This window comes from Streptomyces sp. NPDC005374 (assembly GCF_042872225.1).
In the GTDB taxonomy this organism is placed as follows: domain Bacteria; phylum Actinomycetota; class Actinomycetes; order Streptomycetales; family Streptomycetaceae; genus Streptomyces.
The window spans coordinates 56,535-68,831 of sequence record NZ_JBIAKA010000010.1 but is presented as its reverse complement, the minus strand read 5'-3'; the positions used below and the strand labels follow the sequence as shown (position 1 = coordinate 68,831).

At 71.4% G+C, this 12,297-nt stretch carries 16 protein-coding genes; 8 read left to right on the top strand and 8 right to left on the bottom strand.

The features are described 5' to 3' along the window. Positions 1-109 precede the first annotated feature (109 nt). Entirely contained in the window at positions 110-595 is a 486-nt protein-coding gene (locus ACFYRX_RS25405; protein ID WP_389103857.1) for a Rieske (2Fe-2S) protein, read from the top strand. On the opposite strand, the gene ACFYRX_RS25400 is transcribed toward ACFYRX_RS25405, so the two are convergent. Further along, the gene (locus ACFYRX_RS25400; RefSeq protein WP_389103854.1) at positions 582-1,238 is read right to left on the bottom strand and encodes an isochorismatase family cysteine hydrolase; all 657 of its coding nucleotides are present in this window, start codon (positions 1,236-1,238) and stop codon (positions 582-584) included. The genes ACFYRX_RS25405 and ACFYRX_RS25400 overlap by 14 nt on opposite strands. Before the next feature lie 136 nt (positions 1,239-1,374). On the opposite strand from ACFYRX_RS25400, the gene ACFYRX_RS25395 reads away from it, so the two are divergent. Then, positions 1,375-1,842 carry a pyridoxamine 5'-phosphate oxidase family protein gene (locus ACFYRX_RS25395; RefSeq protein ID WP_389103851.1) on the top strand — a complete coding sequence of 156 codons (468 nt, stop codon included), beginning with the start codon at positions 1,375-1,377 and terminating at the stop codon, positions 1,840-1,842. 12 nt (positions 1,843-1,854) lie between these two features. Here ACFYRX_RS25395 and ACFYRX_RS25390 read toward each other — a convergent pair whose 3' ends face one another. After that, positions 1,855-2,757, bottom strand: coding sequence for a LysR family transcriptional regulator (locus ACFYRX_RS25390; RefSeq protein WP_389103849.1), 903 nt, complete (start codon positions 2,755-2,757; stop codon positions 1,855-1,857). Positions 2,758-2,823: 66 nt separating this feature from the next. On the opposite strand from ACFYRX_RS25390, the gene ACFYRX_RS25385 reads away from it, so the two are divergent. Beyond that, positions 2,824-3,009 carry a hypothetical protein gene (locus tag ACFYRX_RS25385; RefSeq protein WP_389103846.1) on the top strand — a complete coding sequence of 62 codons (186 nt, stop codon included), beginning with the start codon at positions 2,824-2,826 and terminating at the stop codon, positions 3,007-3,009. Between the two features lie 13 nt (positions 3,010-3,022). On the opposite strand, the gene ACFYRX_RS25380 is transcribed toward ACFYRX_RS25385, so the two are convergent. Beyond that, on the bottom strand, positions 3,023-4,354 hold the full coding sequence (locus ACFYRX_RS25380; protein WP_389103843.1) for an aminotransferase class I/II-fold pyridoxal phosphate-dependent enzyme: 1,332 nt from the start codon (positions 4,352-4,354) through the stop codon (positions 3,023-3,025). A 35-nt stretch (positions 4,355-4,389) separates the two neighbouring features. On the opposite strand from ACFYRX_RS25380, the gene ACFYRX_RS25375 reads away from it, so the two are divergent. Continuing rightward, a complete protein-coding gene (locus ACFYRX_RS25375; protein WP_389104634.1) occupies positions 4,390-5,073 on the top strand; it encodes a pyridoxamine 5'-phosphate oxidase family protein in 684 nt (227 codons plus the stop codon). Then, complete coding sequence (locus ACFYRX_RS25370; RefSeq protein ID WP_389103840.1) at positions 5,073-5,705, top strand: FMN-binding negative transcriptional regulator; 633 nt, start codon at positions 5,073-5,075, stop codon at positions 5,703-5,705. Before ACFYRX_RS25375 ends, ACFYRX_RS25370 begins: the two co-directional genes overlap by 1 nt. A 38-nt stretch (positions 5,706-5,743) precedes the next feature. On the opposite strand, the gene ACFYRX_RS25365 is transcribed toward ACFYRX_RS25370, so the two are convergent. The 3 genes from ACFYRX_RS25365 to ACFYRX_RS25355 all read right to left on the bottom strand — a co-directional run bounded on the left by ACFYRX_RS25365 (position 5,744) and on the right by ACFYRX_RS25355 (position 8,614). Further along, positions 5,744-6,655, bottom strand: coding sequence for a DMT family transporter (locus ACFYRX_RS25365; RefSeq protein WP_389103838.1), 912 nt, complete (start codon positions 6,653-6,655; stop codon positions 5,744-5,746). Between the two features lie 313 nt (positions 6,656-6,968). Next, positions 6,969-7,964: a DMT family transporter gene (locus ACFYRX_RS25360; RefSeq protein ID WP_389103835.1), complete on the bottom strand. Its 996-nt coding sequence runs from the start codon at positions 7,962-7,964 to the stop codon at positions 6,969-6,971. Between the two features lie 86 nt (positions 7,965-8,050). Next, complete coding sequence (locus ACFYRX_RS25355) at positions 8,051-8,614, bottom strand: Clp protease N-terminal domain-containing protein (RefSeq protein WP_389103833.1); 564 nt, start codon at positions 8,612-8,614, stop codon at positions 8,051-8,053. Positions 8,615-8,812: 198 nt separating this feature from the next. Between ACFYRX_RS25355 and ACFYRX_RS25350 the strand changes: the two genes are divergently transcribed. Beyond that, a complete protein-coding gene (locus ACFYRX_RS25350) occupies positions 8,813-9,001 on the top strand; it encodes a hypothetical protein (protein WP_389104662.1) in 189 nt (62 codons plus the stop codon). Between the two features lie 99 nt (positions 9,002-9,100). Beyond that, a complete protein-coding gene (locus ACFYRX_RS25345; protein ID WP_389103830.1) occupies positions 9,101-9,529 on the top strand; it encodes an SRPBCC family protein in 429 nt (142 codons plus the stop codon). Between the two features lie 66 nt (positions 9,530-9,595). Here ACFYRX_RS25345 and ACFYRX_RS25340 read toward each other — a convergent pair whose 3' ends face one another. Beyond that, on the bottom strand, positions 9,596-10,219 hold the full coding sequence (locus ACFYRX_RS25340; protein ID WP_389103828.1) for a PadR family transcriptional regulator: 624 nt from the start codon (positions 10,217-10,219) through the stop codon (positions 9,596-9,598). Positions 10,220-10,395: 176 nt separating this feature from the next. Between ACFYRX_RS25340 and ACFYRX_RS25335 the strand changes: the two genes are divergently transcribed. Further along, positions 10,396-10,944 (top strand): SMI1/KNR4 family protein, encoded by a 549-nt coding sequence (locus tag ACFYRX_RS25335; RefSeq protein WP_389103826.1) that lies wholly within the window; start codon positions 10,396-10,398, stop codon positions 10,942-10,944. 63 nt (positions 10,945-11,007) lie between these two features. Here the strand turns inward: ACFYRX_RS25335 and ACFYRX_RS25330 are convergent, their stop codons facing one another. Then, entirely contained in the window at positions 11,008-12,045 is a 1,038-nt protein-coding gene (locus ACFYRX_RS25330) for a LacI family DNA-binding transcriptional regulator (protein WP_389103824.1), read from the bottom strand. Between the last annotated feature and the right edge of the window lie 252 nt (positions 12,046-12,297).

The following is a 12,297-nucleotide window of genomic DNA, read 5'->3' as shown; positions in this document are numbered from 1 at the left end:
CGGCCCTGATCTCGAACACGTTTAGATCTCGACATCGTCTGAACAACCCGTGTCGGGCGACCGTACCCCTGGACAGCTGCACCACGTCCGCGTTGGAAGGAATGTCAGCATGACCAGCGAACTGCCCCATCCCGTTCCGGCTCCTGCCCGCCGTACCGTCGTGGCGGCGGTGGGCGCGGCGGGACTCGCCGCCGCGCTGACGGCGTGCGGATCGGGCGACGACTCGTCCGACTCCTCCTCGAGCACCCAGGCGGGTGCGAACGCGAGCGGCGGAGGTTCCAGCTCCAGCTCCGGCAGCGGTTCCGGCGGCACCGTCCTGGCGAAGACCTCCGACATCCCCGAGGGCGGCGGCACCATCTTCAAGGACCAGGGCGTGGTGGTCACCCAGCCGACTGCGGGCACCTACAAGGCCTTCTCGTCCAAGTGCACGCACGCGGGCTGCGCGGTGGGCAGTGTGGCCAACGGCGTCATCCACTGTCCGTGCCACAACAGCGAGTTCTCGGTCGAGGACGGCAGCGTCAAGAAGGGTCCCGCGACCCAGCCGCTGCCGGCCGAGCAGATCACCGTGAGCGGGGACTCGATCACGCTGACGTGACCCGCGGCCGCCGGGCCCGCTCGAAGCCGGCCAGCACCTCGTCGGTGGTCGCGACCGTGGCGACCAGCGCGAGGGTGTGGCGGACCATCGCGGGGGTGTAGTCGCAGGGCACCCCCGCGACGGCGTCGCTCGGCACGACGACGTCGTAGCCGCGGTTCACGGCGTCGAAGACGGCGTTCGGGATCGCCACGTTGGCCGAGACCCCGGTCACGACCAGCGTGCGGCAGCCGAGGTTGCGCAGCAGCGCGTCCGCCTCGGTGCCCTGGATCGGGGACAGCCCGTGGAGCCGTCGCAGGACGAGGTCCTCCTCGGCGACCTCGATCGGGGCGACCACCCGCACCGCCGCGGTGCCCGCCAGCTGCTGGACGGGCAGGCGTTCGGCGGCACGGAAGAGACGGGCGTTGCGACTGGCGCCGCGTCCGTCCGGGCGGCGTTCGGCGATCGCGTGGATCACCTGGACCCCGCTTCCGTGGGCGGCGGACACCAGCCGCGCGATGTTGTCGAGGACGCCCGAATCCCGTGCCGCGCGGGCGAGTTCGGGCAGGGCGCTGTCCGCTCCCACGACGCCCTGCTGGCATTCGACGGTGAGCAGGACGGTGGTGTCGGGATCGAGCAGCTCGCGAAGTCGTTCGTACGACGGCACGGTTCCCCCTCGTCGCCGGTGGCCCGGAGCCGGTGACAGTAGCCACCATTGCGTGGGGACGGAAGACGACCCATCCTTTTCTGACGTGATGTCAGAGGATCTCCTCTGACACGACGTGAGACAAAGAGGGGGATGTATGACCGTCACTCAGCGCAGGGGCCGGAAGATCATGATGACGCCGGGGGAGCTGGACGAGTTCCTCACCAGCCAGCGCACGTGCCGGGTCGCCACCGTCTCCGCCGACGGCGCCCCGCACGTGAGCACGCTGTGGTTCGCCTGGGACGGCACGTCGATGTGGCTGTACTCCGTCGTGCGCAGCAAGCGCTGGACGGACCTGCGCCGCGATCCACGGGTCGCGATAGTGGTCGACACGGGCGAGGAGTACGACGAGCTGCAGGGCGTGGAGCTGTCCGGGGCCGTGGAGTTCGTGGGCGAGGCTCCGCGCACCGGCGAGCTGTGCGCCGAACTCGACGTGCCCGAGACGCTGTTCGCCCGCAAGAACTTCCGCCTGGAGGAGATGCCGCACGACGGCAGGCACGCCTGGATACGACTGGCCCCGGAGAAGATCGTCTCCTGGGACTTCCGCAAGCTGGGCCCGGCCTGAGGCCCGGCCCCCTCAGACGGCCTGCTCCGCCGCCGACTTGAGCGCCCGCACCGCCGCCCGGATCGAGGGGCGGCGGTCGGCGTCGGCGCGCCACACGGCGTAGATGTGGCGGCTGACCGGTTGCCGTACGGGCACGGCCCGCACCCCGTCCGGGAGCGGTCCGCGCCCCAGCCGGGGCGCCACACACACCCCGAGCCCGGCGGCGACCAGGGCGAGTTGGGTGGAATGCTCCTCCGCGCGGTGCGAGACGCGGGGTTCGATGCCCTTGGAGCGCAGGGTGTGCATCAGCCACTCGTGGCAGAACTCGCTCTCACCCCATGTGACCCAGTCGTCGTCGGCGAAGTCCTCCAGGTCGACCTCGCCGCGCTGTGCGAGGCGATGGGTCGCCGGCATCGCCACATCGGCCGTGTCGTCGACGATCGAGGCCTTCACCAGTCCGTCGGGCACGGGCAGCGGCTTGTTGTACCAGTCGAGGACGACCGCGACGTCGTGGTCACCGCGGAGCACGGCGAGGATCGAGGGCTCCGGTTCCATCTCCCGTGAGCTGATCCGCAGGTCCGGATGGTGTGCGCGCAGCCCCGACAGCGCGGCCGGGAACAGTCCGCGCGCGGCCGTCGGGAACGCGGCCAGGCGCAACTCCCCCACCACCTGGCCGCGTTGGGCCTCCAGATCGGACTGGGCAAGCTCGACCTGGGACAGGATGCGGCCCGCGTGCTCGGCCAGCAGGCGGCCCGCGTCGGTGAGCCGCACACCCCGTCCGTTCTTGGCGAGGAGCTGCTGGCCCACCTCGCGCTCCAGCTTGGACATCTGCTGCGAGACGGCCGACGTCGTGATGTGCAGGCCGTCGGCGGCACCGCTGACCGAGCCGTGCCGGGCGAGGGCGTCAAGGGTGCGCAGGCGCTCCAGGTTCAACATGTAAGCAATACTACGAGATGTCTCGCTCCAAAACTCGCTTGTGCTACGAGATCAGGTGGCCGAATCGTGGTCGGCATTCTGGGGGTCATGGTGCTGGGTGAGTCGCTGAGCCGGTCGGCGCCGGTGGGGGCGGTGGTCGTTCTCGCGGGCGCGACCCTCACCCAGGTACGGCGGACGTCTGGTGGGGTGGTGCGCGGCGATCGGCTGCGGCGGATGCGTGGTGGCTGGTCGCGCAGTTCCCCGCGCCTCTGAAGGCGACTCGGCTCTACACGTGATCACGGGTCGGCCCCGGACCCGACGCCCTCGCGACGGCGTCTGCCAGGGGGGCGACCTCGGTGTCCTTCAAGGTAGCCACGGTCACCCTGATCCCCTGCGGGGCGCTCATCCGGAAACGGGCTCCCGGGGCCACCGCCCAGCCCGCGTGGAGCAGGCGGGCCACCGCGCCGGTCTCGTCCGGGACCGGGATCCACACATTGAGCCCGCTGCGACCGTGGGCCTCGACTCCGCGCTCCGCCAGCGCGTCGATCAGCCGGTCACGGCGCCTGCGGTACACCGCCGCGACCTCCGTGGTGTCCAGTACGCCGTCGGCCCACAGGTGCACCACCGCCCGCTGGGTGATCAGGCTGACCCAGCCGGGGCCCAGGCGGTGCCGGCCTCCGACCCGGTCGACCGTGACCTCGTCGCCGGTGAGGACGGCCAGGCGCAGGTCGGGGCCGTAGGCCTTGGCGACCGAGCGGACGAAGGCCCAGTGGTGGGTGACGCCGGCCAGGGGGTGCAGCGGGAGGTCGACGATGCCGTGGCCGTGGTCGTCCTCGATCAGGAGGGTGTCCGGGTGGTCCTTGAGTACGGCGCGCAGGGCACGCGCGCGCGTGGCCGTCACCGCGGCTCCGGTCGGGTTCTGGGCCCGGTCGGTGACGATCAGGGCTCGCGCGCCGGACGCCAGGGCCCTGCGTACGTCGTCCACCAGCGGGCCCTCGTCGTCCACGCCCATCGGGGCCATCCGCAGGCCCAGCGCCGGGACCAGGTCGAGGAGGCTGCCCCAGCCGGGGTCCTCCACGGCGACCGTGTCGCCCGGCCTGAGGTGGGCCGCCAGGACGCGCTCGATCACGTCGAGGGAGCCGGAGGCGACGGCGAGAGGACCGTCCGGAACGCCGTCCGCGTCCAGCGCCCCGCGTGCCAGACGCGCCAGCTCCGGGTCCACGGTCGGCTCGCCGTACAGGACCGGTTCCCGGTCGCCCCGCTCGGCGGCCGCGGCGAACGCGGGCCCCAGCGGCGGCAGCAGTGCCGGGTCCGGGTTGCCGTTCGCCACGTTCCGCACACCCTCCGGGACCTCCACCCGGATGTACTCGCGCCCCGTGGTCGCCGGCTTCGACCGCACCCGGCTGCCCCTTCGCCCGGCGGTCTCGATGACACCCCGCTCACGCAGGGTGCGGTACGCGGCCGCGACCGTGTTGGGATTCACGCTCAGCTCAGCCGCCAACTCCCGCATCGGCGGCAGCAGTTGCCCCGGCTCCAGCTCCCCCGCACCCACCGCGCGCTCGACGCTCGCCGCAATCTCCGCTGCACGCCGACCTTCGATCCGATATTCTCCTAGCACAAAACATATTATGCACTAGTGCAATGGAGACCGCAATGCAGGGCACCACCGCGACCACGCCGGAGCCGACCGCCTACGCGCCGACCGACCGCACCGTCCCGACGCGCTCCCCCGACCGTGCCTCGTACGACAGGGAACTGGTCCACTCGATACTCGACGAGGGCTATGTCTGCCACCTCGGCTTCGTCCGGGACGGCGCCCCGGTGGTGCTCCCCACGCTCTACGCCCGGGTGGGCGAGCGGCTCTACGTCCACGGCTCCACCGGTTCGCGCCCGCTGCGGATGACGGGCAAGGCCGACCCCGGGCTGGCGGTGTGTCTGACGGTCACGCATGTCGACGCGCTGATCCTGGCCCGCTCGGCCTTCCACCACTCGATCAACTACCGGTCCGTGGTGGTGCACGGACTTGCGTACGACGTCACGGACACCGAGGAGAAGCGACTCGCCCTGGACGCGCTGGTCGACCACGTCGCGCCCGGCCGTGCCCTCGACTCCCGGCCGGCCAACAAGAAGGAACTCGCCGCCACCGCCGTCATCCGCCTCGACCTCGACGAGGTCTCCGCCAAGCTCCGCACGGGCGGGGTCAACGACGAGCCCGAGGACCTCGCCCTCCCCCACTGGGCCGGCGTGGTCCCGCTGCGCAAGGGCTACGACACCCCGGTCGCCGACGGCGAGTTGGCCCCCGGCACCGAGGTCCCCGGCTACCTGGCGAGCCTGTGATGCTGATCCACCCCTGGGACGTGGCCCGCGACGACGCCGAGTGGCAACAGTGGCTCGCCGTCCACGACTTCGGGCAGCTCGCCGTCAACGGCCCGGCGGGCGAGCCTCCGTTCGTCCAGCCCCTGCACTTCGCCTACGACCCCGAGCTCGGCGAGGCCCTCACCCACCTCGCGCGACCCAACCCGCTCTGGGGTGCGCTGGAGGCGAACCCGGAGGTCGTGCTGAGCGTGGTCGACGATTACGCCTTCGTCCCCGGCCCCTGGCAGGCCGAACCTGACGCTCCTCCCGAGCAGGGCGTGCCCACGAGCTTCTACGCGGCCGTCCAACTCCGTTGCCGTGCCCACCTGGTGGACGATCCGGCCGGGAAGGCCGCGCTGCTCAACCGCCAGGTCGGCCACTTCCAGCCGGAGGGCGGCACCGCGGAGGTGGCGGCGGGCGAGGTGCCGTTCGGGAGGATGCTGTCGGGGATCCGCGGCCTGCGGCTCGAAGTGACCGGTGTGCGGGCGAAGTTCAAGTACGCCGGCAAGCGGACCGTGGAGGTGCGGGACCGTATCGCGGGAGAGCTCGCCGGCCGGGACGCTCCGGGGGACGCGGCGGCGCGGGAGCATCTGCTGCGGCGGCAACGCGCCTGAGCGAAGGGGCCCTTCGGCGAGAAGGGCCCCTCGACTTCTCATGCGAGGACGCGTGCCTCCGTCACGGCGAGCCCGGCGACCGCACCCAGCATCAGCAGGGTGCCGACGAGGGTGGTCGCGGTGAGGTGTTCGCCGAACAGCACGACGGCCAGGACCGCCGCGCTCACCGGTTCGAGCAGCATGATCACGGAGACGGTGGTGGAACGGACGACCGCGGCGGCCGCGAAGTAGAGGGCGTAGGCGAGAGCCGTGGGGAAGGTCGCGAGGTAGGCCAACAGGACGATGAGCAGGGCGGGTTGGGTGGTGTGCGGGACCAGTCCCTCGGCCAGCGCGAAGGGCAGCAGACAGACGCTGGTGACCGCGAACACCCCGAGGGACGTACCGGAGGACCCGGCCCGGGCGGCGCGCGTGATCAGGGTCATCACACAGCAACCGGCCGCCGAGAGCAGTCCGAGGAGCACGCCCTGGAGCCGCACGGACGCCTCCGCGCCGCCGAGCATCAGCACGGCGAGTCCGGCGAGCGCGCCGACGACGGCGACGACTCCGCTCCGCCCGAGCCGCTCCCCCAGAGCCAGGCGTGCGCCGAGCGCGATGAGGACGGGGCCGGCGCCGAGGGTGACGACGGTGGCCACGGCGAGGCCGGTGGATCGTACGGCCGCGAAGTACGCGGTCTGGAACACCGCGAGCGCCAGACCCGAGGCACCGACGCGCAGCGCTTTGCGGCCCGCGGGCTCGGAGACGGCCGTACGCGCGCGTGGCCGTACGGCACTGACGCCGAGCAGGACGACGAGGCCCGCCGTGCAGCGCCAGAAGGACAGGGCCACCGGGCCCAGGTCACTGGTGCGGTAGGCCAGGGAGGCGACCGCTCCCGCGGTGCCCCAGGTGGTACCGGCGATGATCAGGTAGACGAGGCCTCGCCGGATGGGCAGGCCTGAAGAAGCATGCGACACGTGTTCTCTCCGCAGTCGCGCCGAGGCGCGGAAGTTCGGAAGAGGACGCCCGCTCGGTGGCGGAGTCCGCGGACTTCGTCTGCGGGCAGCACCGTTGTGCCCGGCGACCGGCCGGGCGTGGTCTCCGGAAAGCCCGCCTCAGGCGGCCGGCGGAGAAACGATGCGCGTGCGTGTGTGCATGACGCGGAGCCTAGTCCAGGAGGGCCGGGTGGCGTCCACCGCAATTCCGGTGGCGCCCTGAAGGGTCACGTGGACGTCCCGCCTGCGGTTCCGCCTCGCGGGCACCGCGACAGCCCATGGCGCTGCGGAGTGCTCAGGCGGCGGTCTTCCGGGCGGCGAGGCGGCTTTCGGTGCCGCCGGTCGCGATCGGGTCCGCGGAACCCTTGGCCGGGGCCGAGGACTGGGCGATGAAGGCGCCCAGCAGGACCACCGCGCCGCCCACGATCTGCGGTGCGGAGAGGTGTTCTCCGAGCAGTACCCAGGCGAGGACGGTCGCGACGACCGCTTCCAGGCAGGCCACGACACCGGCGATCGCCGGCGAGAGCCTGCGCACCGAGACCACGCCGGTGACGTAGGCGACGACCGTGGCGACGAGCACGATCCAGCCGAGCAGCAGTCCCGCCGCGACGGGGGTGCCGTTCATGTCGGCCCGGTGCGTGAGGACGGAGAAGTCCATGGTCCAGGGCCGGGCCACGACGGTCAGCACGGCGGTGCCGACGAGGAGGCCGTACGCGATGACGCCGAGCGGGTCGGGGACCTCGCCGGAGTCGCTTCCCTGGTCGGACAGGACGAAGTAGCCGACCTGGCAGCAGGCGGCGCCGAGCGCGAGGAGCAGCCCGAGGGCGTCGAAGCTCAGACCTGTCCAGACCTCGACGACACAAGCGAGTCCGCCGACCGCGAGGACCACACCGAGCGCGGCCGCGCGGGTCACCGGCCTTCGCTGCACGAACCGCACCCAGCCGAGCACCAGCGCGGGTGCGAGGTACTCGACGAGCAGGGCCACGCCGACCGGAATGCGGGATATCGAGGCGAAGTAGAAGGCCTGCACACCGGCCACGCCCAGCAGGCCGAACCCGGCGAGCAGTGCGGGGCGACGGCGCAGCAGCGCGCGGTGGCGTACGGCGAGCGGCAGCATGAGCAGGGCCGCGCCCGCGACCCGCAGCCACACCACGTGGAGCGGGTCGAGCCCCGCCTCGATCAACGGTTTGGCCGCGACCCCGGATCCGCCGAAGGCGAGCGCGGACACCAGCGCGAGACCGAGTCCGACTCCCTTGCCGTCACCGGCACTGCTGCTCCCTGACGTATGCACCGGCCCATGATGACAGGGGACGACATGAGCGTCATCCCCGTTGACTCCTGTCTCAGCGGCTGGACCGTGCCTCCGGTGGGGCCGCCTCAGTGGCCGAGATGCGGCGGGCGACCCCAGAGGCCTCCCGGTCGGCGTTCGTCGAGCCGCACGAACACGTCCCGGGCGTCGATTCCGGCGCGGGTGAGCACCTCCACGGCCCGGGACCCCGGGTCCACCAGGATCGCCGCGAGCAGGTCGAGCCCGCGGGCGGGTCCGCCGCCACGGGACCCGGCGCGGGCGCAGGCGTCTTCCATCGCGCTCGCGGCGAGCGGCGAGAAGCCCTCGGCCGTCGCCACGACGGGGACGGCGCCGGAGTCCTCCACGGCCCCCTGCCAGCGCAGTCCGTAGCCGATGCTGCGCTGCACGAGATAGCCGAGCAGCCGGGACAACTGGGGCTCACGCTCGAAAACGGCGTACACCTCGGCGTCGGCGTCCAGCAGCGAGTGCAGCAGATGAGCCGTGTCGATCTGCCGGTCCCCGTCCCGGAGCGCGCGTCTGCGGGCACCGGACACCACCGCCGCCAGTTCCGCGCTGAGCCTGGCATCGTTGTCGGGGCCGACCGGCGGGCCGCCCTGTTCGCGAGCCGACTGCCGAGGGATACGGGGGTGCACATCCCCCACCTCATCAGCCCCGCCGGACCGAGTCATCCCCGAGGGGAAGCATCTTCGGGTCCCACGCTGTGCGGACCCGGGGCGCCGGAATCTCCTCCCTGGGGATGAGATCACGCCTTTCCGCCCCGATCGGCGCGCGCCGCCTTGCCGTACGCCCCTTGCGCAACCGCAGTGCGACGCCACTCGTCCCACACAGGCGTGGAGAGCAGGAGCTGGCTGGTGGCGCTGCCGGCCGTGGACGGCAAGCAGTACGTGTACCGGGTGTACGCCCCGGAGGACGCACTGCTCGCCGACCTGTTCTGGGAGGCGTGGCACTGCCACGACGAGAGCACGTTCCCGCGCGCGTGGGACCTTTTCGACGCGGCGGTGATACGGAAGGTCGGCTGAGCGGGCCTCCACATGTTCTGACGGTTCATCAGTATTGAATGTTGCCCCCGCTGCGGCTACTTTCCGCGACACCACAGCCCGCTACGAAGAGGTGGTCGCATGGCCGAAATCAGCGCGGAAGCACGTATCCAGGCCCCCGCGGAGAAGGTCTGGGCACAGCTCACGGACTGGTCCTCGTACGGGGAGTGGAACGCGACCCACACCAGCTTCCCCAAGGGCGGCCCGACCGTTCTCGAAGTGGGCGGAACCTTCCAGGAGAACATGAAGCTGATGGGCTTCCCCGCCGAGGTCGAGTGGACCATCGACCAGGTGGAGCCGGCCCGGCTGTTCGCCATCCGGGGCAAGGGCCCGATGGCGGTGAGCGTCGCCACGCGCTACACCCTGGCCCCCGACGGCGACGCCACCACGGTCCGCATCGACGGGGAGTTCACGGGCGCCGCCGTCTCACTGATGGCGGGCAAACTGAAGGACTCGGGAACGGCCGCCCTGAACGAGTCGCTGCGGAAGCTGGCCGGACTGGTGGAGTGAGCGCGGCACACATGAGGGCGCCCCGCGGATCGCTCCACGGGGCGCCTCTCGATCGCCGTCCGACTGTCAGTGCTCGTCGGCGAGGATCAGGTACAGCTTCTTGCGGGCCTCGTTGATGACGGCCACCGCCTTGTCGCGCTGTTCCTTGTTGCCGGTCTTCCAGACCTGGCCGAAGGCCTCCATCAGACCGAAACCGGCCTGCCGGATCTCGCCGAGCGCCTCGAAGTCGATGCCTCGGGAGGCTTCCTCCCAGGGCGCGTCGGGACCCTCGTCGGCCGCGGTGCGGCCGGGCTCGGTGAGCGAGAACAGCTTCTTGCCGCCCTCGGTCTCACTGACGATCAGGCCCTCGTCCTCCAGCAGTTGGAGGGTGGGGTACACCGAGCCGGGGCTGGGCTTCCACGCCCCGCCACTGCGCTCGGCGATCTCCTGGATCATCTCGTAGCCGTGCATCGGCCGGTCCTTGAGCAGGGCCAGGATCGAGGCACGCACGTCACCGCGCCGCGCCCTTCCCCTGGGTCCACCCCTCCCCCTCGGCCCCCAGGGCCCAGGGCCGAACCCCGGGCCGCCGAAGCCGGGACCACCGGGACCACCCGGGCCGAAAGGCCCGAAGGCGCCACGCAGGCCCTCGAACCCGCCTCGGCCCTGACGACCGGCACCACCATGTCCACGCTCGAATCCATGGGAACGCATCGCAATCACTCCATTCCATCGTTGATCTGTCGCGATGCTTCAACGATATATCGGTACTGTTCGCATGGCAAGGCCCTTATGCCCTTCGGTCGGTGCCGAGTGTCATCGCAGCACACGGTCGCGTAGTCAGCCGCACCGCGCGGCCGCGGCGCGGGCGTCGTCGTTAGGCTCGCAGGATGGCGAACTGGGACGAGGACGGCGTTCGCGCACGGATACGGGAGATGGCTGCACGGGACCCGGAGCGGAAGCGATTCGGGGCGCACACGCATGGGTACGCGCTGGCGCCCCGGCTGCCGGAGACGGAGATCCGGGCGTTCGAGGAATCGCACGGCATCGCTCTACCGGTGGAGTACCGGTCCTTCGTCGCGGAGGTCGGCAACGGCCCGGCCGGGCCCGAACACGGCGTGCTGCCGTTGACCGTCCCCCGTCCGGAGGCCGACGAGGGGTGGGCTGCGGACGCCGAGTGGGAGGAGGACCGGCTGCCGGGCCGCCTCGCCGAGCCGTTCCCGCTCGCAGAACCCCTGCCCGGTCCGATCAGGACACCCGTCGCTCCGACCCGGGGCACGCTCATGCTGGCCGAACAGGGCTGCGGCATCTACACCCGCCTCATCCTGAACGGCCCGCACACAGGAGAGGTCTGGCAGCTCGACCCTGACTGGGGCGGCTTCGTACCGATGAGCTCCGGCTTCCGAACCTGGTACACCGATTGGCTGGCGAGCCCGTAAGCGCGCGTCACGCCGGCCGGACCAACCCACCGCCCTCCCGCTCACTTCCAGGTCAAAGGTGGGTCACGTCGTGCCGCGGACATTCAAGGTCGGCGTCAGGACGATAGGGGGCGGCAGCTCCCCTGTGAGGAGTCGGTCGACCTGGTGGATGGCCAGTTCACCGAGCCGTCGCTTGTCGAGGTGGAGGGTGGTCAGTGGCGGGTCGACCAGATCGACGACGCTGAGGCCGTCGTAGCCGACCAGTGCGCAGTCGTCCGGCACTTGGACGCCAAGCCGGCGGGCGGCCCGGAGCGCGCCGATCGCCACCAGGTCGTTGAAGGCGACCACGGCGGTGAGGTCCGGGCGCGCGGCGTGCAGCGCCTCGAACGCGGCGGCGCCCCCGGCCGGGGACTGCTCACCCATGACAATCCAGCCCTCGTCGACGGGCAGCGCATTTTCGCCGACGACGTCGAGGAAGGTGCCGCGGCGGACCATCGGGGCGCTCACGCACTCGCAGTCGATCATGCCGATCCGGCGGTGGCCCCGGTCGATGAGGTGCTGCATCCCGGCCCGGATTCCGGCCGCGGTGTCGATGTGGACCACCGCGTGGTTCGACGAGTCCAGCCCTCGGTCGACCAGAACCAGCGGCACGGTGCCCACATACGGCTCGAGCTGGGCATCGGGATGGCTGATGTAGCCGACAAGAGCGTCCACCTGCTGGCCGAGTGAGCGGACCAGGGCCAGCTCCCGGGATCGATCGTTCTCGGTGCTGGCCACAAGCACCTGCCAGTCGCGTTCGTCCGCGGCCGCGATCACGCCCGCCACGAACTCCGGGAAGAAGGGGTTGACCACGTCGGGGACGATGAGCCCGACGGACACGACGTCCGGGCGGACCAGCCCCCGGCCGAACCGGCTGGGCCGGTACCGCAGTTGCTTTGCGACATCGAGCACTCGTTGCTGAGTCCTCGGGTCGATCTCACCCTTGCCGTTGATCGCCCGGGAGACGGTCTGGTGGGACACGCCTGCCGCCTGGGCAACGTCGCGGAGCGTGACGCGCTTGACGGTTCTCACACCCCGCGCCCGCTGATCTTCCGTATCCCGCTGTCCGGCCACGCTGCCCACTCACTTCTGTTCCTGTGCCGCCCTGCGTCCAAGTCAACCAGGTTCACCGGCCTGCCGGGCCATCACCGGCCCCGCACCGCCACGAGAGCGGCGCCGCGCCAGAGCGCCGCCGCGGATCGTGAGCCGTGCGGCGGCGGCGTTGACGGAATCCGCTCCCCTGGGCAAGAATCTCGTTAACGGTCACGTTAACGGTAACGGACCAAGCGAAGGAGGGCACAATGGCTTCCCTGAAGGGCCCCTCACCGCGCGAGC

Coding starts and splice junctions, on each gene's coding strand:
- ACFYRX_RS25405 (WP_389103857.1), top strand. CDS start 110: ATGACCAGCGAACTGCCCCATCCCGTTCCGGCTCCTGCCCGCCGTACC.
- ACFYRX_RS25395 (WP_389103851.1), top strand. CDS start 1,375: ATGACCGTCACTCAGCGCAGGGGCCGGAAGATCATGATGACGCCGGGG.
- ACFYRX_RS25390 (WP_389103849.1), bottom strand. CDS start 2,757: ATGTTGAACCTGGAGCGCCTGCGCACCCTTGACGCCCTCGCCCGGCAC.
- ACFYRX_RS25375 (WP_389104634.1), top strand. CDS start 4,390: ATGCAGGGCACCACCGCGACCACGCCGGAGCCGACCGCCTACGCGCCG.
- ACFYRX_RS25370 (WP_389103840.1), top strand. CDS start 5,073: ATGCTGATCCACCCCTGGGACGTGGCCCGCGACGACGCCGAGTGGCAA.
- ACFYRX_RS25345 (WP_389103830.1), top strand. CDS start 9,101: ATGGCCGAAATCAGCGCGGAAGCACGTATCCAGGCCCCCGCGGAGAAG.
- ACFYRX_RS25340 (WP_389103828.1), bottom strand. CDS start 10,219: ATGCGTTCCCATGGATTCGAGCGTGGACATGGTGGTGCCGGTCGTCAG.
- ACFYRX_RS25335 (WP_389103826.1), top strand. CDS start 10,396: ATGGCGAACTGGGACGAGGACGGCGTTCGCGCACGGATACGGGAGATG.